The 23028-nt window shown below is 61.6% G+C and carries 22 protein-coding genes; 7 read left to right on the plus strand and 15 right to left on the minus strand.

All coding sequences use genetic code 11. From position 1 onward, the window contains the following. Nucleotides 1-84 precede the first annotated feature (84 nt). The 3 genes from dsbG to dsbD are packed head-to-tail and all read right to left on the minus strand — an operon-like array spanning nt 85 to nt 3392. On the minus strand, nt 85-846 hold the full coding sequence (dsbG, locus tag HX793_RS29000; protein ID WP_016976336.1) for a thiol:disulfide interchange protein DsbG: 762 nt from the start codon (nt 844-846) through the stop codon (nt 85-87). Beyond that, nucleotides 822-1664 (minus strand): TlpA disulfide reductase family protein, encoded by an 843-nt coding sequence (locus HX793_RS29005; protein ID WP_177053604.1) that lies wholly within the window; start codon nt 1662-1664, stop codon nt 822-824. The genes dsbG and HX793_RS29005 overlap by 25 nt, the downstream gene beginning before the upstream one ends. Then, on the minus strand, nt 1665-3392 hold the full coding sequence (gene dsbD / locus HX793_RS29010; RefSeq protein WP_177053603.1) for a protein-disulfide reductase DsbD: 1728 nt from the start codon (nt 3390-3392) through the stop codon (nt 1665-1667). Between the two features lie 161 nt (nt 3393-3553). Between dsbD and HX793_RS29015 the strand changes: the two genes are divergently transcribed. From HX793_RS29015 to HX793_RS29035, 5 genes are all read left to right on the plus strand, one after another. Then, nucleotides 3554-4234: a response regulator gene (locus tag HX793_RS29015; RefSeq protein WP_010208813.1), complete on the plus strand. Its 681-nt coding sequence runs from the start codon at nt 3554-3556 to the stop codon at nt 4232-4234. Beyond that, complete coding sequence (locus tag HX793_RS29020) at nt 4231-5553, plus strand: ATP-binding protein (protein WP_016976339.1); 1323 nt, start codon at nt 4231-4233, stop codon at nt 5551-5553. Before HX793_RS29015 ends, HX793_RS29020 begins: the two co-directional genes overlap by 4 nt. A 124-nt stretch (nt 5554-5677) precedes the next feature. Beyond that, entirely contained in the window at nt 5678-6445 is a 768-nt protein-coding gene (locus HX793_RS29025; protein WP_177053601.1) for an N-acetylmuramoyl-L-alanine amidase, read from the plus strand. A gap of 264 nt (nt 6446-6709) precedes the next feature. After that, complete coding sequence (locus HX793_RS29030) at nt 6710-8104, plus strand: aspartate aminotransferase family protein (RefSeq protein ID WP_177097333.1); 1395 nt, start codon at nt 6710-6712, stop codon at nt 8102-8104. 82 nt (nt 8105-8186) lie between these two features. Further along, entirely contained in the window at nt 8187-8411 is a 225-nt protein-coding gene (locus HX793_RS29035; RefSeq protein ID WP_016976342.1) for an MbtH family protein, read from the plus strand. Nucleotides 8412-8536: 125 nt separating this feature from the next. Here HX793_RS29035 and HX793_RS29040 read toward each other — a convergent pair whose 3' ends face one another. The 8 genes from HX793_RS29040 to minC form a co-directional block, all read right to left on the minus strand. Then, entirely contained in the window at nt 8537-9883 is a 1347-nt protein-coding gene (locus tag HX793_RS29040; protein ID WP_016976343.1) for an amidohydrolase, read from the minus strand. Between the two features lie 17 nt (nt 9884-9900). Then, entirely contained in the window at nt 9901-12066 is a 2166-nt protein-coding gene (locus HX793_RS29045) for a mechanosensitive ion channel family protein (RefSeq protein ID WP_016976344.1), read from the minus strand. A 52-nt stretch (nt 12067-12118) separates the two neighbouring features. Continuing rightward, entirely contained in the window at nt 12119-12295 is a 177-nt protein-coding gene (locus HX793_RS29050) for a hypothetical protein (RefSeq protein ID WP_016976345.1), read from the minus strand. A gap of 100 nt (nt 12296-12395) precedes the next feature. Continuing rightward, the gene (locus tag HX793_RS29055) at nt 12396-13685 is read right to left on the minus strand and encodes a M18 family aminopeptidase (protein WP_025854984.1); all 1290 of its coding nucleotides are present in this window, start codon (nt 13683-13685) and stop codon (nt 12396-12398) included. Nucleotides 13686-13856: 171 nt separating this feature from the next. Beyond that, nucleotides 13857-14492 (minus strand): RluA family pseudouridine synthase, encoded by a 636-nt coding sequence (locus tag HX793_RS29060; protein WP_017737534.1) that lies wholly within the window; start codon nt 14490-14492, stop codon nt 13857-13859. Between the two features lie 95 nt (nt 14493-14587). Continuing rightward, nucleotides 14588-14842, minus strand: coding sequence for a cell division topological specificity factor MinE (gene minE, locus HX793_RS29065; RefSeq protein WP_010208824.1), 255 nt, complete (start codon nt 14840-14842; stop codon nt 14588-14590). A 3-nt stretch (nt 14843-14845) separates the two neighbouring features. Then, nucleotides 14846-15658 (minus strand): septum site-determining protein MinD, encoded by an 813-nt coding sequence (minD, locus tag HX793_RS29070; RefSeq protein ID WP_034099397.1) that lies wholly within the window; start codon nt 15656-15658, stop codon nt 14846-14848. 165 nt (nt 15659-15823) lie between these two features. After that, nucleotides 15824-16561 (minus strand): septum site-determining protein MinC, encoded by a 738-nt coding sequence (gene minC, locus HX793_RS29075; RefSeq protein WP_033900844.1) that lies wholly within the window; start codon nt 16559-16561, stop codon nt 15824-15826. Nucleotides 16562-16680: 119 nt separating this feature from the next. Between minC and HX793_RS29080 the strand changes: the two genes are divergently transcribed. Next, a complete protein-coding gene (locus HX793_RS29080) occupies nt 16681-17616 on the plus strand; it encodes a lipid A biosynthesis lauroyl acyltransferase (protein WP_016976349.1) in 936 nt (311 codons plus the stop codon). A gap of 77 nt (nt 17617-17693) precedes the next feature. Further along, nucleotides 17694-18824, plus strand: a complete 1131-nt coding sequence (locus tag HX793_RS29085; RefSeq protein WP_177053599.1) for a patatin-like phospholipase family protein — start codon at nt 17694-17696, stop codon at nt 18822-18824. 108 nt (nt 18825-18932) lie between these two features. On the opposite strand, the gene HX793_RS29090 is transcribed toward HX793_RS29085, so the two are convergent. From HX793_RS29090 to HX793_RS29105, 4 genes are all read right to left on the minus strand, one after another. Continuing rightward, nucleotides 18933-19718 carry an outer membrane protein OmpK gene (locus HX793_RS29090; RefSeq protein ID WP_028617274.1) on the minus strand — a complete coding sequence of 262 codons (786 nt, stop codon included), beginning with the start codon at nt 19716-19718 and terminating at the stop codon, nt 18933-18935. 23 nt (nt 19719-19741) lie between these two features. Beyond that, a complete protein-coding gene (locus tag HX793_RS29095) occupies nt 19742-20110 on the minus strand; it encodes a hypothetical protein (RefSeq protein ID WP_126570984.1) in 369 nt (122 codons plus the stop codon). Between the two features lie 44 nt (nt 20111-20154). Continuing rightward, nucleotides 20155-21501 (minus strand): nucleobase:cation symporter-2 family protein, encoded by a 1347-nt coding sequence (locus HX793_RS29100; RefSeq protein ID WP_016976352.1) that lies wholly within the window; start codon nt 21499-21501, stop codon nt 20155-20157. A gap of 187 nt (nt 21502-21688) precedes the next feature. Continuing rightward, nucleotides 21689-22990 carry a urate hydroxylase PuuD gene (locus tag HX793_RS29105; RefSeq protein ID WP_177095441.1) on the minus strand — a complete coding sequence of 434 codons (1302 nt, stop codon included), beginning with the start codon at nt 22988-22990 and terminating at the stop codon, nt 21689-21691. Nucleotides 22991-23028 lie beyond the last annotated feature (38 nt).

Consider the following 23028-nt stretch of genomic DNA (forward strand, 5'->3'; position numbering starts at 1 on the left):
TCGGGGGCAAGCCCCCTCCCACACTTGGAATGAATTTCCAATGTGGGAGGGGCTTGCGCCCGATGGCTTCAGTCAAGGCGCCGCCTACTTCGGCCCAAGAATCTTCACCAGCTTCTCCGGCGAAGGCGCCCCTTGCTGTTGCTGCAACCCACCCTTGTCATCCAGATAGAAAATCGCCGGCGTCGCCGACAACTCCAGCTCATCCATCAACTTCATATTCCCATCAAGCTTGGCCTCGATATCCGCCGGGATCTTGTCCAGTGCCTGCAACTTGCTGCCTTTACCGGCGGCTTCGTGTTCTTCCAAGGCCTTTTGCGGGTCCTTGGCGGCAAACAGCGCGGCGGATTTGCCTGGGCTGTCTTCGCGGATGATGCCGACCATGATGTGGCGCAACTGCACCTTGCCGGCCTTCACCCACGGACGCGCCTGTTCCCAGAACATGTTGCAGTACGGGCAATTCGGGTCGCTGAACAGGTAGACGATGCGTGGCGCTTTAACGTCGCCGTCCTGGATCCAGCTGCTTTTTTCCATCTTGGCCCAGACTTCCTTGGCCATCGGCGCGTACACCAGCTTCTCCAGGGGCGCGCTGCTCAGGTCGTTGCCCTGGGCGTCGTACAGGTTGCCGGCGATCACGCTTTTGCCGTCGGCGGTCAGGTACAGGGCCATGCCACGGTTCTGGTACTGGGCGGCGTAGCCGGTGAGGCCGCTGGGGGCGTCGAACTTGCCGAGAATCTTGGCGCCCTTGGCTTCGATCTGTTTGATCGGTGCCGGCCAGTCTTCGGCCTGGGCCAGGGTGGCCGCGAGCGTCAGCGGCAGCGAGATCAGCAGGTGACGGAGGCTTGGCATGTCGGTTTCCTTAGTGTGGCGTCGAAGGGTTCCATGGCACGGGCCAGGCTGGCCTGGGACAGTTCACCGAGGTGGCTGTTGATCAGGCGCCCATCGGCTTGGTAGAACAGGGTGGTCGGTAAGGCCATCGAGCCAACGGCCTGGCCGAGGCGGCCGCTGGCGTCGAATAGCACGTTGTCGAGGGTCAGGCCTTGGGTAGCGAGGAAGGTGCTGACGCTCTGCATGCTTTCGGCCTGGTTGACGAACAGGAAGGTCACGTCGGGGCGTTGATGTTGGGCTCTTTCCAACACCGGCATCTCGCGACGGCACGGCGGGCACCAGGTGGCCCACAGGTTGATCACCAGCGGGCCACCTTTGTAATCGGCCAGTTGCACCACGTCGCCATTGGCGTTGCGCAGGGTGATGTCCGGTAGTTGCGAGCCTTTGTCGTACAGGCTCAGGGACAGACTGGTCAGGCCCCAGAACGCCAGGCCGGTGATCACCCCGGCGCCCAGCGGCTTGCGCAGGGCAGGGCGGCGCCAGCCGTAGAGCAGCGCACCCAGGATCAGCGCGATCACACCCGGCCAGGCGAGGAAACCGCCGTCACGCAGGTCGACCATCTGCAGCGGCGCGTGGCTGTAATCACTCCAGTACATCAGCACAAAGCTGACGCGGGCCACCAGCATGCCCAGCAGGAACAGGCTGAACAGCACCGATTCCGGGTTTTCACCGCCACGCTTGGCCACGCGCCAGCCCACCAGGGTGGCGAGAATCAGCGCGCTGATCAGCAGGATGTGATTCAGGGCGATGGCGAAGGTGCCGATGGTCAGGGTCAGCATTCAGAGGGCGTCCCGGGTGTGCGTCCAGCGTTGCAGGAAGGCGGCGGCATCCACTTCGCCGGTGATGCGTTGGGCGCGGCGTTCTTCACCGTCCGGGCCGATCCACACGAAGCTCGGCGGGCCAGGGACTTTATAGCGGCCGAGCAGCTCGCGGCTGGCGGCGTTGTCGGCGGTGACGTCCAGGCGCAGCAGGCGTACGTCTTTCAGGGCGTCCATCACTTCGGGTTTACCGAACACCTGTTTTTCCATGATCTTGCACGACACGCACCAGTCGGCGTAGTAGTCCACCAGCACCCACTGGCCTTGGGCCTTGGCGCTGTCGAGTTGGCTTTGCAGCACGGCCGGGTCATTAATCGTCATGAAGGCGTCGTGGGCGCTCGGTGCGGCGGCGGTCCGCGAGCCGCTGTAGACCTTCAACGGTTGCCACAGGTCATCGCTGCCACCCGCTGCGCCCACCACCAGCACCGCGCCCCACAGGCCAAGCACCAGAGAACCGGCGCCAAACACCTTGGCGGCCAGGCCGTATTCGCGGGCCAGGGTCCAGCCGCAGTAGGCCATGATCAGCGCGAGTACGCCCCACAGGCCGATCCACAGGTTTTCGCCGACCACCGGGCGGATCATCAGTACAGCCGTGCCGAGGAACAGGAAGCCGAAGATGCCCTTGAGCACATTCATCCAGGTGCCTGGCTTAGGCAGGAAGCGATTGCCCACGGTCACCAGCAGCAACAGCGGAATACCGATGCCGATGCCCATGGCGAACAGGATCAGGCCACCGTGCAGCGCATTGCCGCTCTGGGCGATGTAGAGCAGGGCGCCGGCCAGGGGCGCGGTCATGCACGGGCCCACCAACAGGCCGGACAGCGCACCGAGAATCCCTGCGCCCACCAGGCTGCCGCCGCTTTGCTGGCGGCTGACGTTGTCCAGGCGGTCGCGCAGGAACGCTGGCAGTTGCAGTTCAAAGAAGCCGAACATCGGCAAGGCGAGGATCACGAACAGCGCAGCGAAACTGCCGAGGATCCATGGGGTTTGCAGGAGCGCGGCGAGGTTGGCGCCAAGCAACGCAGCCAATACGCCGAGTGCGGCATACACCAGCGCCATGCACACGACGTAGCTGCTGGCCAGGGCAAACCCGCGACGCGGGCTGGCGCCACTGCCTACCACCAAACCGGCGAGAATCGGCAGCATCGGCAATGAACACGGGGCAAAGGCCAACAGCAATCCCAAGCCAAAGAATATCAGCAGGCTCCAGCCCAGGCTGCGCTGCTGCAGGCCACTGGCCAGACTCTGATCCTGAGCTTCGGCGGTGGCGGCGACGGCCGGGTTCCCGCCCAGGTCCACGGTAATCGACTGCGGCGGATAGCACAGGCCCGCATCGGCGCAGCCCTGCCAGCCAAGGTTGACCTGGCCGGTGGCGCCGGCCGGGATTTTCACCTCCAGGCCCTGGCGATACACCTCCTGGTCGCCGAAGAATTCATCGCTATGGGCCTCGCCTTGCGGCAGCGCGGGCTTTTCCGCCAGGCCGTCGAACTTCATGCGCTGCTTGTACAGGTAATAACCGTCGGCAATCTGCCAATACAGCTGGGTCTCGCCACTTTCAAGACGTTCGGAGGTAAAGGTGAAGGCTTTGCCCACCGGGAGGAAATCGGGTTTGGTCTCAAACGGATTGCCCGGCGCGGCCTGGGCGAACCCCGCGAACAACACCAGCAGAAAGGTAAACAGATGCCGCATGGTCAAGCCTTAGTTCGATGCAAGTAGGCACACAATGTGTGGCGTTGATTAACCGATGATTAACCGAGGCTATTCTAGATTGAGTGTGGGGGGTTTAGCGGCATAATCTGCAGTTAATCCACGGCACTTTTAATCACCCGATCTTTCATGAAGGGTTCACCATGCACGTACTGGTCTGTGAAGACGACGAACTGATCGCCAGCGGCATCGTGGCCGGCCTGACCGCACAAGGTTTTACCGTGGAGCGTGTGGCCTCGGCCGGCGCCGCGCGCGCGATGCTCAGGGCGGCCACGTTCGACATCATGGTGCTCGACCTCGGCCTGCCGGACGAAGACGGCCTCAAGCTGCTGCAGCAACAGCGCAGCCAGGGGCTGGAGATTCCGGTGCTGATCCTCACGGCGCGCGATTCGGTGACCAACCGTGTCGACGGCCTGCAAGCCGGCGCCGATGACTACCTGCTCAAACCCTTCGACCTGCGCGAACTCGCCGCCCGCCTGCAAACCCTGCTGCGACGGGTGGCGGGGCGCAGCGTCAACCTGATCGAACATGGCCGCCTGGCCTACGACCCCAGCAGCCGCGAAACCTTCCTGGGCGGCGAGCCGGTGGACCTGTCGCGCCGCGAACAGGCGCTGCTGCAAGCCTTGCTGCACAACAAAGGCCGGGTGCTGTCCAGCGAGCAACTCAAGGACAGCGTCTACGGTTTCAATGACGAGTTGGAAAGCAACGCCCTCAACGTGCATATCCACCACCTGCGGCGCAAATTGGGCAATGGCATCGTCGAGACCGTGCGCGGCCTGGGTTATCGCCTGGGCCCGGCGGATGGGGGCGAGGACGCATCGTGAAAAGCCTGCGCCTGCGCCTGACGTTCAAGCTGGGCGCCGCTTTTGTGTTGATCTGGGCCCTGGCCGCGGCCTGGATGCTCAACGATCTGCGCAACCAGATGATGTTCTCCCTCGACCAACGCCTGGTGGCGTCGGCGCGCATGGTGGCGGGGCTGACCGAGCAGATGCCCGGCCTGGCCAGTGTGAGCGGCGGAGCGCATTTCCATGGGGCACAACTGAATGTGCCAGGTGGCATGGCGTGCCAGGTCAGTTCCTTGCGTGGCGAAGTGCTGGCGCGTAGTCATGCCACGCCGGATGAAGGCCTGGAATCGCGCCAGAGTGGCTTTCGTGATCAGGTGATTGATGGCGTGAATTGGCGCAGTTTCACCCTGTCCCGTGGCGATCTTTTGATTACCACCGCCGACCGTCAGGTGGAGCGTGAGGCGTTGAACCTGTCGATCCTGCTGGCCGCTTCGGTGCCGGTCGGCGTGGCAATGCTTGGCTGCCTGTGCCTGCTGTGGCTGGGCATCGGCCAGAGCCTGCTGCCGCTCAACCGCATGCGTGACGCCTTGATGCGGCGCAGTGCGGACTCCCTGGAACCGCTGCAGATCCACCCATTGCCCAGCGAACTCAAGCCACTGCTCGACACCCAGAACCAACTGTTGCAACGCATCGCCAAGACCATCGAGCGCGAGCGCCGCCTCACCGGCGACGCCGCCCATGAACTGCGCAGCCCGTTGACAGCGATCAAGACCCACCTGCAAGTGGCGCGCATGACCGACGGCGCAGCCCGCGACCAATCCCTGGCCCATGCCGAGGAGGGCGCTGACCGCCTGCATCGCACCCTGGAGCAATTGCTGCTGCTGGCGCGGGTGGAGGGCAACCTGTCATTTGACGATGGCATGCACTCCAGTGCCGAGGACGTGGCACGGCTGGCCATCCAGGATGCCAATGCCGGTGATAACTCGCGCATCGACCTGATCCTGCCGGATAACCTCTCGGTTACCCCGGTGGAAATGCCGGTGGGCCTGGCGGTCGCGGCCCTGCGCAACCTGCTGGACAACGCCCTGCGCCACACGCCGGCGGATACGCGGGTGGAACTCAGCGTGTTGACCGAAGCCGATAACGTCGTGTTTCACGTGCGTGACCACGGCCAGCAGATTTCGCCGGAGGACCTGCAATACCTGACCCAACGCTTCTGGCGTAATGGCAACAGCGAAGGCTGCGGCCTGGGTCTGGCGATCGTGCAAGCGATCGTGCAGCGCTGCTCCTGCTCGCTGAAGTTCGACAGCCAGTTGGATGGCCTGCGTGTTGAATTGGGCATGCCGCTACGGCGCTGATCACTTTTCTTTCAAGTGCCACATAGTTACCGCCCTCCTGAGGATCAAGCCTTCAGGATGGCGGTAATTTTTTTGCGCTTGAACGGGCTGAACGACTCGGCCTGTATTGAAAAGGATGGTTCTCATGTTGGTCATCGATACAAGCTTCCCTGCCACAGGCTTCAACGAACGTAACGGCGAACTCGTGCGGCAGGTGATCCTGCATTACACCGCAGCACCTTTTGGCTCATCCCTGCGCACCCTGACCCACGATGGCGTGAGTGCACACTATTTGCTACCCGACCCTGACGATCCCAGCTACTGCGCCGCAGGCTATGAAGAGTTGCGGGTGTTTCGATTGGTGGAAGAAGACAAGCGCGCCTGGCATGCCGGGGTGAGCCACTGGGCAGGTCGCGACAACCTCAACAGCCGCTCGATTGGCATCGAAATCGTCAATCTGGCACGGGATGACGCTGGCGTGTTCATCTTTCCCGCCTATGGTGAAGAACAAGTCGAGGTGTTGATTGCCTTGGTTCGCGACATCCTTGGGCGTTATCCACAGATTGGACCTACCGACATTCTCGGGCATTCGGACGTGGCGTACGGGCGCAAGAGTGATCCGGGGCCTCGGCTGCCGTGGCAGGGTTTGCATGAGGCGGGGGTAGGGGCCTGGTTTGATGAGGCGACGCGGGCAATGTACCAGCGCCGCTTTTGCCTCGGGTTGCCGCCAGAGGTCGAGGTGGAGCGGGCGTTTCAGCGTTACGGGTATGCGCCTGCGAAAAATCGGCAAGGGTTTCAGCAGAGGACGAGGGCGTTTCAGATGCACTTTCGGCCTCGGGATTACTGCGGGTTTCTGGACGGGGAGACCTGCGCGATTTTGTATGCGCTGAACGAAAAATACCTGGGGCTCTGATGCCGAACGCGGTTCAAATGTGGGAGCGGGCTTGCTCGCGAAGGTGGTGCGTCAGTCGCCACTCCCATCAACTGGCAGATTGCATTCGCGAGCAAGCCCGCTCCCACATTTGGATCTTCATCCATCAGTTAACGATCACAGTCACTAAATCCCTCTCATGCTGGTGCGTTTCCAGAACAGGAAATCCGTGCGCATGCCCCTTGGGCCAGACGCCAGCGGATCGGCAGTTTGGTCACCATCATCAGCGTATTGAGGGATCGAGAAATGTCAGTCGCTACCAGCCGTATCGAAGACGTCCAGGTGCATGAAACGCTTTACCAGTTCGACGAAACCCCACTGCTCGCCCGCCAGCGCCAGCAGGAGTCCAATGCCCGCAGCTACCCGCGACGCATTCCCCTGGCGCTCAAACGCGCCAAGGGCCTCTATGTGGAAGACGTGGAAGGCCGCCGTTTCATTGACTGCCTGGCCGGTGCGGGTACGTTGGCGCTGGGGCATAACCACCCGGTGGTGATCGAGGCCATCCAGCAAGTGCTGGCCGATGAATTGCCCCTGCACACCCTGGACCTGACGACGCCGGTCAAGGATCAGTTCGTACAAGACCTGTTCGGCCTGTTGCCGCCCGCGTTGGCGCGGGAAGCGAAAATCCAGTTCTGTGGCCCCACCGGCACTGATGCGGTGGAAGCTGCATTGAAGCTGGTACGCACTGCCACTGGCCGTAGCACCGTGCTGTCCTTCCAGGGCGGTTACCACGGCATGAGCCAGGGCGCGTTGAGTCTGATGGGCAGCCTGGGGCCGAAAAAACCCTTGGGTGCCTTGCTCGGCAATGGCGTGCAGTTTTTGCCATATCCCTACGACTACCGTTGCCCGTTCGGCCTGGGTGGCGCGGAGGGCGTTCGGGTCAACCTGCATTACCTGGAAAACCTGCTGAACGATCCCGAAGCGGGCGTGCTATTGCCGGCGGCGGTGATTGTCGAGGTGGTGCAAGGCGAGGGCGGTGTGATTCCGGCGGATCTCGACTGGCTGCGCGGCCTGCGCCGTATCACCGAGCAGGCGGGCGTGGCGTTGATCGTTGATGAAATCCAGAGCGGTTTCGGTCGCACCGGCAAGATGTTTGCTTTCGAACACGCCGGTATCGTCCCGGATGTGGTGGTGATGTCCAAGGCCATCGGTGGCAGCCTGCCGCTGGCGGTGGTGGTGTATCGCGACTGGCTCGACACCTGGCTGCCGGGCGCCCATGCCGGCACCTTCCGAGGCAACCAGATGGCGATGGCGGCGGGCTCCGCGGTGATGCGCTACCTCAAGGACCACGACCTGGCCAGTCATGCAGCCGCCATGGGCGAACGCCTGGGTGAACACCTGCGCATCCTGCAGCGCGACTTCCCGCACTTGGGGGATATTCGTGGCCGTGGGCTGATGCTCGGTGTGGAGCTGGTGGACCCGAATGGCCCACTGGACGTTCAGGGCCACCCACCCGTGCACCGCCAACTGGCGCCGCTGGTGCAGCGTGAATGTCTCAAGCGTGGCTTGATCCTGGAACTCGGTGGCCGACACGGCAGCGTGGTGCGTTTCCTGCCGCCGCTGGTGATCACTGCGGCTGAAGTCGACCAAGTGGCGGACATCTTCGGGCGCGCGTTGGCGGCGGCGGTCCATAGTCTCTAATTTTTTGCACGCTTGGTACGTTTCTACAGATATCAGTGCTGCGCGCGGTGCGCAGCCAGCCTTTCAGTGATGGAGAACAGCAATGACCTCAGTATTTGACCGCGACGACATCCTGTTTCAGGTAGTGGTCAACCACGAAGAACAGTATTCCATCTGGCCCGACTACAAGGCTGTGCCGGAAGGCTGGCGCACGGTGGGCAAAAGCGGTCTGAAGAAAGAATGCCTGGCCTACATCGAAGAAGTCTGGACGGATATGCGTCCGTTGAGCTTGCGCCAGAAGATGGACGGTGCTGCGGTGGCCGGTTGATCCACCAAGATTCACTGTAGGAGCGAGCTTGCTCGCGAAAATCGCAAAGGCACCGCGGGCACTCAGCCTGCCCGCGTATTCGTTAACGTTCTTCGCGAGCAAGCTCGCTCCTACAGGAAGGTATGTTATTGAGGTTGCTGGGTATAGAGATAATCCGTCGCCAACGACGCCAGCGTCCTCACCCCCACCACCAACGCCGATTCATCCACAAAGAACCCCGGATTGTGGTTCGGCGCCGCCTTGCTCATGTCCTGATCCCTCGGCGTCACCCCCAGGAACACAAACAGCCCCGGCGCTTCCTTGGCATAAAACGAGAAGTCCTCGGCGCCGCCCACCAATGGGCCCTGTACCACGTCATCCTTGGCCGCCCAGCGCAGGCTCGGCAACATCTTCTCGGTCAGCGCCGGGTTGTTGATGGTGGGATCGTACTTTTCGATGATGGTGACTTCGGCCTTGGCGCCGCCGCTTTCGGCGATCTTTTCCACGGTCTGGCGCACGTCCGCGTGCAGCTTCTGGCGGATGCCGTAGTCGTAGGAGCGAATGGTGCCGGTCATGTCCACCGACTCCGGAATGATGTTGTAACGCGTGCCGCCATTGATGGTGCCGATACTCACCACCGACGGGAATGACGAGATATCCGTGCGGCGGCTGACCACGGTCTGCAGGCCGACAATGGTCTGCGCGCCCACGGTGATCGGGTCGATACCGTCCCAAGGGCGACCGGCGTGGGTCTGTTTACCGAGGATCCTGATGCGCAAATCGTCCGAGCTGGCCAGGGTCGGTCCTGGACGGTAGGCAATCTGGCCGGCGGGCACACCGGCCCACACGTGCAGGCCGAACACCGCGTCCGGCTTGGGCGCTTTCATCACGCCTTCCTGCACCATCATTTTGGCGCCCCAGGTGTTTTTGCCGTCGGGGATGAAGTCGCTCGGGCCTTCCTCGGCCGGTTGGAAGTAGAACACCACGGTGCCGGGCAGGCGTTCGCGCATGCCGGTCAGGATTTTCGCAGTGCTCAGCAGGATCGCGACGTGGGCGTCGTGGCCGCAGGCGTGCATCACGTCGACTTCCTTGCCCAGGTAGGTACCTTTGGCTTTGGAGGCGAAGGGCAGGTCGGCGACTTCCTTCACCGGCAGCGCGTCCATGTCGGCGCGCAGGGCCACGGTGGGGCCGGGCAGGGCGCCTTTCAGCACCGCCACGACGCCGGTGCGTGCGACACCGGTCTTTACCTCAAGGCCCAGGTCGCGCAGTTGTTTGGCGACCAACTCGGCGGTGCGGGTTTCGGTATTGCCCAGTTCAGGGTGTGCGTGGATGTCGCGTCGGGTTTCCAGCAGCGCCGGCTCAAGGGCTTTTGCCTGAGCGGCGATTTCCTCCCGGGCACTGTCCTGGCCGCTGCTGGCGGCGATCACGGCACTGCTGGCGACCCCGCACAACATGCCAACAATCCACGGGTGTGTCAGACCGGTTAAACGCATAAGGACCTCTCCTGAGTTTATTGTTGTTGATCTTTCTCCTGCACAGTGCCGGCGGTCACCACCTGCACACTCAGGCGCGGCGTGGCCAGGTCCAGCCCGGCCTCATCCAGATGACGCTTGAGGGACAGGTTGAACGCCCGCGACACTTCCCACTGCTTGATCGGCGCGGTCTTGAAGCGCGCGCGCAGAATCGCGCTGCCCGACTCGAAACTCTCAACGCCTTGAATCTCCAGCGGTGACCAGATATTGCGGCGCTGCAGCGGGTCGTTGCGCATTTTCTGGCCGACATCGCGCATCAGCTTGATGGCGTCGTCGATCTCCATGTTGTACGGGATCGCCACGCGGAAGATCGCGTAGCCGAACTCCCGCGAGTAGTTCTTGATGCTCTTGATCTCGCTGAACGGGATGGTGTGCACGATGCCGTCGATGTCGCGCAGGCGCACGGTACGGATGGTCAGGCCTTCGACGGTACCGAGGTGACCGCCGACGTCCACGTAGTCATCGATGGCCAGGGAATCTTCGATGATGATGAACAGGCCGGTGATCAAGTCCGCCACCAAGGACTGTGCGCCGAAACCGATGGCCAGGCCGATCACACCGGCACCGGCCAGCAGTGGCGTGACGTTCATGCCCATGTTCGCCAGGGCGACAATCGCGGCGATGATAAAGATGGTCACGAACAGCACGTTGCGGATCAACGGCATCATGGTCTGCGCACGGGCATTGGCCAGGCCTTTGCGCGAGCGGGTCAGGGCGTGATGAATCGCGGTGTCGCTGAGGATCCAGATCAACCAGGCAAACAGTAGGGTCCCGGCCAGCCCGAACAGCTTGACGCTGACTTCATGGCCGTCGCCCTCGGTAAAGCGGATCAGCGACAGGCCCCACACCCGCAGGCCCAGCTCGATAAACACCAGCCAAACGATGAGGTGGGCCAGGGTGTAGACGAAGCTTTTCAGACGTTCGGAGTACAACGCATGGCGCTTGTGCCCGCGTTGCGGCTTGAGGGCGTGGCGGCGTACCAGGCCGTTGATCACCATGCACAGCACCAGCAACACCGTACACAGCAGCGATTGGCGCAATGCCGTGCTGGTATCACCGGCCGAGACGAAGGTGGCAAACAGCGAAATACCCACCAGCAGCAGCGCGGGGATGTACCAGAAGGAACCGATGATTTCGATGGTGTCGCTGAGGGCGCGGCGTGTGAGGCGGCGCGACAGCGGCTGGTTGCGGATCAGGTGGGCGATAGGCCGGCGGAAGCGCAGGATGAACACGCCGGTGGACAACGCCGCCATCACATTGGCGACAGTTGCGGCGGTATGGGACAAGTGCTGGCCAAGCGCCGCGACCAGTCGCGGGTCGCTCAGGGCTTCACCGAAGGCGGCAAAACTGCCGATCCACCACAGTGGGCGGAACGCCTGGTGACGCAGGATGTACAACGCGCGATGGCGATGCGGACCGTCGAGCACGGAAAACGCAATCACGCAGATCGCCGAGAAACAGGTGCCCACCACCAACGCATAGGCCAATACCATCGCCAGGGATTTGCCTAGGGACGAGGGCAGGGCGTAACTCAGGTAAACCGTGATCACCAAGGCGATCAGCCACGGGCCGAGTTTACGCAGGGCAAAGCGCACCATGTCCCAGGTACGCGGATGTTGCGGCAACTCTTCAGGCAGGCCGAAGCGTTCGCGTACGCGGTGGCTGAGCCAGATCAGCGCGGCGGCGAGCAGGCTCCACACGGCAAGGATCAGGGCAAAACCGAAAATGATCGGCAGCCATTCGTTGGCCGGCAGTATCAGCGCACTGAGTTCTTCCTTGGCCTGGTCGACTTCATTGGACCAGCGCCCCAGCGGGCTGTCGGCCCCGGAGAACTGCGCTTCCAGGTTGGCCAGGGTGCCGCCGATCAAACCCAGCACGCCTTCTTCGGCGGCTGGCTGGGCTTTTTTCGTGGCTTCGCGCAGCTTTTTCAGGTCACTCAGCAACTGGGTACGTTGCTGGTCGTTTTCCAGGGTCTTGATCACCTCGTCCAACGACTGCCCCAGCGGCACTTCGGCCTGGGGCTGGGCCTTGTTGGTGTTGCCGAGCAGGCCGGGCAGGCCCACGGCGTGGGCAGGCGTCAGCGGCAGCAGCGTCAGCAGGGCGATCAGGCAGTAGCAGGGCAGGGCAAACAGACGGGAAAGCACGAGGCGGTCAACCTTGGAAACGACGAGTTGACCGAGTGTACGAGCGCAATCGTCATTCAGCCAGTTTTGCGAGGATCTTGTACACCACGGTGGCCAGGATCAGCAGCATGCCGATCCACATACCAAACACGCCGAGGGGTTTGTCACGGAAGTTGAAGCCCACGGCGAGCATGATCATGCCGATCAGGATCGGAATCAGCATGGCGTGGAAGGAGGACATGGAGATCATGGTGCGACGGCCTTGTCGGAGTGGGAATACTGACAAGTCTAGGTCGGATTGCAGGAAGTGGGGTTGATGTGTATCAGAAACACATCAACCCCATGTCACATCAGGGCAAGTCGTGGCTCGCGTAAAACGCACCCAACACCTTTACCAGATGCGCCAAATCATGGCTGCCACACAGTTCACGAATGGAGTGCATGGCAAACGTCGGCAGGCCGATGTCCACGGTGCGCACGCCCAGATGGCTGGCGGTGATCGGCCCGATGGTGGAGCCGCAACCCATGTCGCTGCGCACCACGAAGCTCTGCACCGGTACTTCCTGGGCCATGCACAGGTGGCGGAAGAACCCGGCGGTTTCGCTGTTGGTGGCGTAGCGCTGGTTGCTGTTGACCTTGATCACCGGGCCGGCGTTGAGCTTGGGGCCGTGGTTGGCGTCGTGCTTCTCGGCGTAGTTGGGGTGCACGCCGTGGGCGTTGTCCGCAGACACCAGCAGGGATTTCTGAATGGTGCGTACGAATTCATCCCCTTCCGGCAACAGACGACGCAGGGTCTGTTCCAGCATCGGGCCATCGGCACCGCACGCCGAGCAGGAGCCGACTTCTTCGTGGTCGTTGCACACCAGTACGCAGGTTTCTTCGCTGTCGCTGGTGAGCAAGGCTTGCAGACCGGCGTAGCACGACAACAGGTTGTCGAGACGGGCGCCGGCGATGAAGTCGCCGTTCAGGCCTATGACCGCAGCACTTTGCGTGTCGTAGAAGCTCAGCTCGTAGTCGAGCACCACGTCGGCGTTCAAGCCATGTTCCCGTGCCAACTGCTCGGTGAGCACGGCGCGGAAGTCCACGCGCTCGTCGCCGGCAAATTGCGCGAGGATCGGCGGCAGCTCGGTCTGGGCATTGATCGCCCACCCCTGGTTGGCTTCACGGTTCAGGTGAATGGCCAGGTTGGGGATGATGGCGATGGGCAGCTTGAAGTCGATCAGTTGGCTTTCGACCTTGCCGTCGCGGCGGAAGGTCACGCGGCCGGCCAGGGACAGGTCGCGGTCGAACCATGGCGCCAGCAGCGCGCCGCCGTAGACTTCCACGCCCAGTTGCCAGAAGCCCTGGCGTTGCAGCTCAGGTTGGGGCTTGACCCGCAGGCACGGGCTGTCGGTATGGGCGCCGACCAGACGGATACCGCCCTGCAACGGCGAATGGCGGCCGAGCTTGAAGGCGATGATCGAGGAGTCGTTGCGGGTCACGTAATAGCGACCGTTGGCCTCGGTGGTCCAGGTCTCGCGCTCGTCCAGACGCTGGTAACCGGCCGCTTCCAGGCGCTGGGCCAGGGCGGCAGTGGCATGAAAAGGAGTAGGGGAGGCCTTGAGGAAGTCGATCAGGCCTTGATTCAACGCTTCGCGCATAAATAGCTCCAGACAGCAGTGCGCGGAGTTTACCGTATTGGCTCCGCCGATTCATTGTAGGCGCGAGCTTGCTCGCGAAAAACGTCAACGATAACGCGGGCATTCTGAATGAACATGGCGTTCTCTGGTTTTTCGCGAGCAAGCTCGCTCCTACAGGTAAGCGTCTTTGCCTTAGAAAGGGGCAGGGCACTCGAAGCGCAGGCGCTCGCCGCTTTGGGGGTGGGTGAAGCTCAACATGCTCGCGTGCAGGCACAGGCGCGGCCAGGCAGCCAGGGCCTGCTCATGGGCATACAGGCCGTCACCCAGCAAGGGGTGGCCGATGGAAAGCATGTGCACGCGCAGTTGGTGTGAACGCCCGGTAATCGGCGTCAGCTCTACACGGCACCAATCGCCACAGCGCTCCAGCACTTTCCAGAAGGTCAGCGCATGCTTGCCGAATTCGTGGTCCACCACATGCCGTGGCTTGGTCGGCGGGTCGTAGCGCAGGGGCAAATCGATGCTGCCGCTGTCCAGTTCCGGTTGGCCCCAGGCCAGGGCGGTGTAGGCCTTTTCGGTTTCACGGTCGTGAAACTGGCGGGACAGTTCGCGGTGGGTGTCGGCGTCACGGGCCAGCAGGATGATGCCTGAGGTTTCCCAGTCCAGGCGATGCACGATGCGGGCTTCGGGGTAGCCGTTTTCCTGCAGGCGGGTGATCAGGCAGTCCTTGTTGTCGTCGGCGCGGCCAGGCACCGAGAGCAGCAGGGTGGGCTTGTTCACCACCAGGACGGCGTCGTCCTGATGGATGATGTGGATGTTGGACAGCGGCATTAAACAGCCTCGTAACAAACGCCAACGGCGGCTCGCCCACCCGGCCCCAAAAAGGGATCAGGGTGAACGAGCCGCCGTGGCGGCCGCCTGTTCGATCAACGATCAGGCAGGGTGATATTGAGTTCCAGAATCGAGCAGCTGCCGTCATTTTCCAGGGCGACATGCACGTCATCGTTGCCGATATTGACGTACTTGCGGATCACCTCGACCAGTTCCTTCTGCAAGGCTGGCAGGTAATCCGGCGTGCTGCGTTGGCCGCGTTCGTGCGCCACGATGATCTGTAGACGCTCTTTCGCGACCGACGCGGTCGTAGGCTTTTTGTTGGCGCGAAAGAAGTCGAGAAATTTCATTGTTTAGTTGCCTCCAAAGATACGCTCGAAGAATCCCTTCTTCTTGACATCGAGGAAGCGATGTTCCACGGACTTGCCCAGCAGGCGATCGACGGCATCGCTGTACGCCTGGCCGGCGTCGCTCTGGTCGTCAAGAATCACCGGAACACCCTGGTTTGAAGCCTTCAGGACGGCCTGGGATTCTGGAATCACGCCCAGCAGGGTCACGGCGAGGATTTCCTTCACGTCTTCAACACCGAGCATTTCGCCGTTGCTGACGCGCTCAGGGTTGTAGCGGGTGAGCAGCAAGTGCTCCTTGATCGGGTCCTGGCCTTCTTCGGCGCGCTTGGATTTGCTGGCCAGCAGGCCCAGCATGCGGTCCGAGTCACGTACGGAGGAGACTTCCGGGTTGGTCACGACGATGGCTTCATCGGCGAAGTACATGGCCAGGTGAGCACCGGTTTCGATACCGGCCGGCGAATCGCAGACCACGTATTCGAAGGTTTCCTTCAGCTCGGCCAGGACTTTGCCCACGCCTTCTTTGGTCAGTGCGTCTTTGTCGCGGGTCTGGCTGGCAGCCAGCACGTACAGGTTCTCAAGGCGCTTGTCCTTGATCAGGGCCTGTTGCAGGTTGGCTTCACCGTTGACCACGTTGACGAAGTCATACACCACGCGGCGTTCGCAGCCCATGATCAGGTCGAGGTTACGCAAGCCGACGTCGAAGTCGACAATAACTGTCTTGTGGCCGCGCAGAGCGAGGCCGGTACCGATAGCGGCGCTGGTGGTGGTCTTACCCACACCACCCTTGCCGGATGTAACCACGAGAATCTTGGCCAAGGTGTTTCACCCCTAAGGAAGAAGGACATTTCGGTCCCTGAAAAACATCTCTTGGAACTCGCTGCAGGCGGACAGCCTTGTAGGAAAAAAAATTCCTACATAAGTAATGCCGGTTTCGCTGTGCTATCAGAGTCTAGAGATGCTTGGAAAATGCGGCAGTATCCGTTAAAGACGGATGATGTTCAACACATCGCCCGACAGGTTGACCTGCACCGAAGCCCCCCACAGCGGATCACGGCGCAAATCTTCTGAAACCTTGTACTGGCCTGCGATGGACACTAGCTCAGCGGTCAACTGCTGGCAAAAAATACGGGCCTTGGTATCACCCTTGATGCCGGCGAGGGCACGTCCGCGCATCGGGCCGTATACATGGATATTGCCATCGGCGAGAAGTTCCGCCCCCGGGCTGACAGAAGAGATCACCACCAGGTCGCCACCCTGGGCGTAAATTTGCTGCCCGCCCCGTACGGGCGAGGTGATGATCTTTGTAGGCTTGATCGCAGGTTCGGGTGGTTTTTCCGGTTTTTTCTTCTCTTCACCGACCAATGGTTCAAGCGGACGCTCGCGCGCGCCGGACGGTGGCAGTACTGGCAGTTCAATGGCGATGGCCGCAGCAATGTCTTCGATACGGCTGGCACGGATCGCCAGGGTACGCAGGCCATGGGAGCGGCATACACGCATCAGGCCGGGCAGGTCGATGCTGCCCTGGCCGGCCGGCAGTTTGTCCAGCGCCAGCACCAGCGGGGCATTGTTGAAAAAGTTGGGGGCCAGGGCGACCTTGGCGGCGAGCTGGCGGTCCAGGGCGTCGAGGTCGTTACGGGCGAGTTCCAGCACGGTGATGGCGAGCATGCTGCCTTTCAGCTGGAACACGGGATCTTGGTCTAGCGGTTCGGTTTGGCTCATGGTCGGCAAAAGCGGCTTGTCACGAAAAGTGTCGAGACTTATAACGAGAACACTCACCCGCCGCAAGCCGAGTCGAACCGTTGTAGAATGCGCGGCCCTTGTCTTTACCGGAATCTGTAATGGATCGCCCGCGTTTTCGAGCTGTATTTTTTCACCCGCGCTTTTGGCTGCTATGGCTGGGGCTCGGCCTGTTGTGGCTGGTCACCCAACTGCCCTACCGCGCGCTGCTGACCATTGGTCGCCTGCTAGGTGCCGGCATGTACCGCGTGGCCGGCGAACGTCGCCGCATTGCCGCGCGAAACCTGGAACTGTGTTTCCCGGAAAAATCCGCCAAAGAGCGTAAACATTTACTTAAGGAAAACTTTGCCTCCACCGGCATTGCCTTCTTTGAAATGGCCATGAGCTGGTGGTGGTCGCGCCAGCGCCTGGCGCGCCTGGCCCACGTTGAGGGCCTGGAGCACCTCAAGCAGGCGCAACTGGAGGGCAAGGGCGTGATCCTCATGGCCCTGCACTTCACCACCCTGGAAATCGGTGCAGCCTTGCTGGGGCAGAAACACACCATTGATGGCATGTACCGCGAGCACGGCAACCCGTTGTTCGACTACATCCAGCGCCGAGGCCGCGAGCGTCACAACCTGGACTCCCTGGCCGTGGAGCGCGAAGACGTGCGCGGCATGCTCAAACTGCTGCGTGCCGGTCGCGCGATCTGGTACGCACCGGACCAGGACTATGGCGCCAAGCAAAGCCTCTTCGTGCCGCTGTTCGGCATCCAGGCCGCCACGGTGCCGGCCACCAGCAAGTTCGCCAAGCTGGGCAAGGCGCTGGTGGTGCCGTTCACCCAACAGCGTCTGGCTGATGGCAGCGGTTATCGTCTGGTGATCCATCCGCCGCTCACCGATTTTCCTGGCGAGAGCGATGAGGCTGACTGCTTGCGCATCAACCAATGGGTCGAGGTGTCGGTGCGTGAATGCCCTGAGCAATACCTATGGACCCATCGCCGCTTCAAGAGCCGGCCGCCGGGTGAACCTAAGCTGTACGAAAAACGCCGCCGATAAAACAGACGAGCACTTGTGGCGAGGGAGCAAGCTCCCTCGCCACAAAAGACAGACATTTCCCCACATGGAGTGACGCAATGCGCCCAGCTGAACCGGTTACAGGCTTGATTCTTTCCGGCGGCGGGGCGCGAGCGGCGTATCAGGTGGGGGTACTGGCGGCGATTGCCGAGCTGTTGCCGCCGGGGGCGCCCAATCCGTTTCCGGTGATTGTCGGCACCTCGGCCGGCGCGATCAATGCGGTGAGCCTGGCCAGTGGCGCCACGGACTTCGGGGCCGCGATTCAACGTCTTACCGCCTTCTGGCAGGGTTTCCGTAGCCATTTGGTGCTGCGCAGTGATTGGCCGGGGGTGATTCGCCAGGCGAGCCGTTTCTTTATCCACAGCCTCCTGGGTCTTGGCGCGCAGGTGCCGGTGGCGCTGCTCAACAGCACGCCGCTGAAAGCGCTGCTCAAGGACAAGCTGCACTTGCCTGGCATTGATGAAGCGATTCGCAACAAACATCTGCATGCAGTAGCGGTCACGGCCTTCGGTTACGAATCCGGCCATGCAGTGACCTTCTATCAGGGGGGCGGCACCATCGATGCCTGGTTGCGCCACCGTCGTATCGGCATGCCCACTCAATTGACGGTTGAACACCTGCTGGCCAGCTCTGCGATTCCCTTACTGTTCGCCCCGGTCAAACTCGATCAGGAGTATTTCGGCGACGGCGCCGTTCGGCAGTCGGCGCCCATCAGCCCGGCGTTGCACCTGGGCGCCAGTCGTGTGCTGGTGGTCGGCGTCAGCGGCAACCCGCGCGGCAATGAACCGGCGGCGCAGCGTACCTACACCGGCCAGGAGCCGACTCTGGCGCAGATTGGCGGGCACATGCTCAACAGCACGTTCATTGACAGCCTGGAAAGCGATATCGAGTTGTTGGAGCGCTTGAATCAGTACAGCCACGCCGCGCCTGGCGTGGCGGCGGTGGAAGTGTTGGTGATTGCACCGAGTCAGCCAATCGACGAAATCGCGGCACGGCATCGCCAGGAATTGCCGGCGGCATTGCGCTTGTTCTTGCGTGGGCCGGGGGCGACCAAGACGAGCGGGGCGGGGGTATTGAGCTACTTGCTGTTCGAGGCGGGGTATTGCAGCGAGTTGATCGAGTTGGGGCGGCGCGACGCGTTGGCCAAGCGCGAGGAAATCACACGGTTTCTGGGGTTGCCCCCGATCTGAATGTGGGAGCTGGCTTGCCTGCGATAGCGGTGTATCAGTCACCCGATGCGGGGCTGACCGACCGCTATCGCAGGCAAGCCAGCTCCCACAGGGAACCGTGGTCAACTGTTAGAAGTGATACTTGACCAGGAAGCTCGCGGTGTCCTGGTTAGTCTTGAACGCGCCTGAATCTTCGATCCCGTACTTGTTCTTCCAATAGTCGTATTCGAAGCCGACATACAACTGTTTGTCGCCCCAATGCAGCGCTTTACCCAGGTCATATTTGACCTGTGGGTTGAAGTGCAGGTTGGCGTGGTAAGTGCCACGGGCGTTCTTGTCGTTGTCGGTCACCCAGTCCATGAAGCCGTCGATCAACACGTCGGAGTTGCCCACGGGGATGGTGTAGGACCAGACCGGAGTGATCTGCCAGACGCCGTCACCCGGACGATTGCCTTCGGTCTGGCGCTGGTAGAAGTTCAGCTGGAAGTAGTCGAAGCCGGGGATGTTCAGGTCAAAGCCTGGGCCGAGCAGGTACGACTCGTTATCGCCTTCGCCAAACTCGTAAGTGAAGGCCAGCAACACGTCTTTGATCGGGCCGAACGACAGATCTTTATCAAAGATCTTGCCGAACGACAGGCGTGGGCTTATTTCACCGTAGTAAGTACTGGGGCCGACGTTGCCGTCTTCCTTGCCGTTGTAAAAGATGCGGTCGACGAAGATAAAGTTGTCGCCGTACTTCCACGCATCGGCATGTTCGAACGTGACGGTTTGCTGGATCTGCGGGTTGACGGTAAAGCTCTTGCCCCACAGGTAAGTCAGGCTGTTGTTCTGCCACTGCAACAGGTCACCGGCCACGGCTTGGCCACCGGCCAGCAGGGATCCCGCCAGCATCAGGCCTTTGAACATAGGTTTCATTCGGTTGCTCCCGAGTTAAAGTTTTATGGTTTTTCTTCTACGCAGGCGCTCTGGTGTGGCGCCTTTTGGTTCGCTGCAAAAATCGTCTGTTCGGTCAGCTTTAGTGCTTTTAGCAAGAGCTGCGCCAAGGTGTTTAAAAAGCCAAAAAATCCCCGTCGGCTGCATGGGATGCAGTCGAATTCAGAGGACTTTTGCGCACTTTGGCCGCAGACATAAGGCCGGGATAAGTTGGCCTTGCAGTCAGCTTTTACATTCGCTGTTTTTTTTTGAGTCGATTCGAGCGGGCGCGGAGAATACTGGCTCCCAGGCCGTGGCTCAAGTGCGCTGTTAAAGCGCGCGTGGGGCGAGAATGGGGCACGGCTTGTGGCCGGCCCCAGGTGAAGGGTGTGCATGTGGTTATTCCCGTTTCGTTATTGTTTTTGTTTGAACGAAGGAATCAATGCGTATGAGCGACTTCAGGGCGTTCAGCGCCACCGAGAATGTTGAACAGGATATTCAGCGACAACGCGCTGAGCGTGGCCATGGCGATGCCACTGTGGGTAATCGGGCTCATCCACAGCGGTAGTTGCGCGAAGAACTCCGGGCGCACCACGGGGATCAGGCCCATGCCGATACTCACCGCCACCAGCAACTGGTTGCGACGGTCGGCGATGTCGGCTTCCTGCAGGATCTTGATCCCGGTCGCCGCCACCATGCCAAACATGGCGATGGCCGCGCCGCCCAGCACCGCCGGTGGAATCGACGCCACCAGGTAAGCGGCCTTGGGCAGCAGGCTCAGCACAATCAGGAAGACCCCGGCCATGATCGTCACCGAGCGGCAACGCACACCGGTCATCTGCACCAGGCCGATGTTCTGGGCGAACGAGGAGTGGGTGAAGGTGTTGAAAAAACCGGCAAAGAACGACGCGCCGGCATCACACAGCAGGCCACGGCGCAGCATCTTCGGCGTGACATCCTGGCCGGTGATCTTGCCCAGGGCGAGAAACATTCCGGTGGATTCGACAAAGATGATCACCACCACCAGGCACATCGACAGGATCGGCGCCAACTCGAACTTGGGCATGCCGAAGTGCAACGGCGTCACCACCTGCACCCACGGCGCCATTGCCAGGCCACTGAGGTCGACCATGCCGAGCGCACCGCACAAGGCGTAGCCCAGGCCCATGCCGATCAGCACCGAGATATTGACCCAGAAACCGCGCATGAAGCGGTTGATCAGCAGGATGGTGGCCAGTACCAGTGCGGCAATCGCCAGGTAGATCGGTGAGCCAAACGTGGCGGCGGCACTGCCGCCACCGGCCCAGTTCACAGCCACCGGAAACAGCGACAGGCCAATCGCGGTGATCACCGTGCCGGTCACCAGTGGCGGGAAAAAACGCACGACCTTGGACATGAAGGGCGCGATGAGCATGCCGAAGAACCCGGCGGCGATGGTCGCGCCGAAGATTCCCTGCAAGCCGATGCCGGGCATGCCGGCCATCGCGACCATGCTGCCGACGGCGGCGAAACTGGCGCCCATCATCACCGGCATGCGAATGCCCACCGGGCCGATGCCGAATGACTGCACCATGGTGGCGATACCGGCCACCAGTAGGTCGGCGTTGATCAGGAATGCGATTTCTTCACGGCTCAAGCCGGCGGCCTGGCCAATGATCAGGGGCACGGCGACGGCGCCGCCGTACATCAGCAAGACGTGTTGCAGGCCTACCAGAATCAGTTGCAAGAGGGGCAGCCGCACCATGGCGGGCGCGGCAGGAATCTGCGGTTCGGCTAACTCGGTCATGCAACACCTCGGATCTTTTTTATTTTTGTGTTGTTCGGCATTCAATTGCCGTAGAGCTGTTCTCAATCCCTGTAGGAGCGAGCTTGCTCGCGAAAAACCCAAGAGCGCCGCGTTCATTCAGCATGTACGCGTTATCGTTGACGTTCTTCGCGAGCAAGCTCGCTCCTACAGTGGGGATGCGTCAGAGCTAGTTGGTACGCGCCCCCTGATTGATCCAGGTGCCAATCAAATCCCGTTCCTGCTGAGTCATCTGAGTGATGTTGCCCAACGGCATGATCTGGCTCGCCACGGCTTGCGCTTGAATGCGCGCGGCCTGCTGCTGGATCTGTGCCGGTGTATCAAACATCACTCCAGCCGGTGCGGTGCTGAACAGCGGGCTGGTGGGCTTGGCCGAATGGCACACGGTGCAACGCTGCTCGATCACGTTGTGGACCTGGCCGAAATCCGTGGTGGCCTGGGCCGGTGCCGGTTCAGCCGCCGGAGCGGCGGGTGCGGCCGGTGCAGCGGGTTTCAAGCCACCACCCAACGCCGTTTCCGGCAATGGCTGGTACTCGATGGCCGCGGGTGCCTTGGCCACTTCCGGGGCGGTCGACACCGGTTTTGGTCCGGTGACGTACGCCAGGCTGATCATCGCCAACGCGCCTACCGGCAACGTCCACGCATATTTCTGGCTGTTGTGCCGGGTGTTGAAATAGTGCCGTACCAGCACCGCCGCCACCGCGATACCCGCCAGGATCAGCCAGTTGTATTGGCTGCCGTAGGTGCTCGGGAAGTGGTTGCTGATCATGATGAACAGCACCGGCAAGGTGAAGTAGTTGTTGTGACGTGAACGCAACAAGCCTTTGGCCGGCAGTGCCGGGTCCGGCGTGCGGTTCTCCGCGATTGCCGCCACCAACGCGCGTTGCGCCGGCATGATGATGCGGAACACGTTACCGACCATGATGGTGCCGATCACCGCACCCACGTGCAGGTAGGCGCCACGGCCACTGAACACTTTGCTGAAGCCGTACGCGGCGGCAATCAACAGCACGAACAGGATGAAGCCGAGCAGGGCAGGGCGCTTGCCCAGGGCCGAGTCGCAGAGGAAGGAGTAGATGAACCAGCCGGCGAACAGTGAGCCAATGCCCAGCAACACGCCTTCCGGACCACTGAGGCTGCTGCCCGGAGCCAGCAGGTACAAGGTCGGGTTCCAGTAGAACACCACGCACAGCAGCGCAATACCGGACATCCAGGTGAAATAGGCTTCCCATTTAAACCAATGCAGGTTGTCCGGCATGGTCGGCGGGGCCAGTTTGTATTTTTCCAGGTGGTAGATACCGCCACCGTGGATCGCCCACAAGTCACCGGCCAGGCCGCTCTTGGGGTTGACGCGATTGAGGTTGTTTTCCAGCCAGACGAAGTAGAAAGAAGCGCCGATCCACGCGACGCCCGTGATCATGTGAACCCAGCGCACGCTCAGGTTCAGCCATTCCATCAAATGTGCTTCCACAGTCTTTACCTCTCGCCTGTCACCCTTGTTGTCGGGTG

The sequence above is a fragment of the Pseudomonas reactans genome (assembly GCF_013387025.1).
Classification (GTDB): domain Bacteria; phylum Pseudomonadota; class Gammaproteobacteria; order Pseudomonadales; family Pseudomonadaceae; genus Aquipseudomonas; species Aquipseudomonas reactans.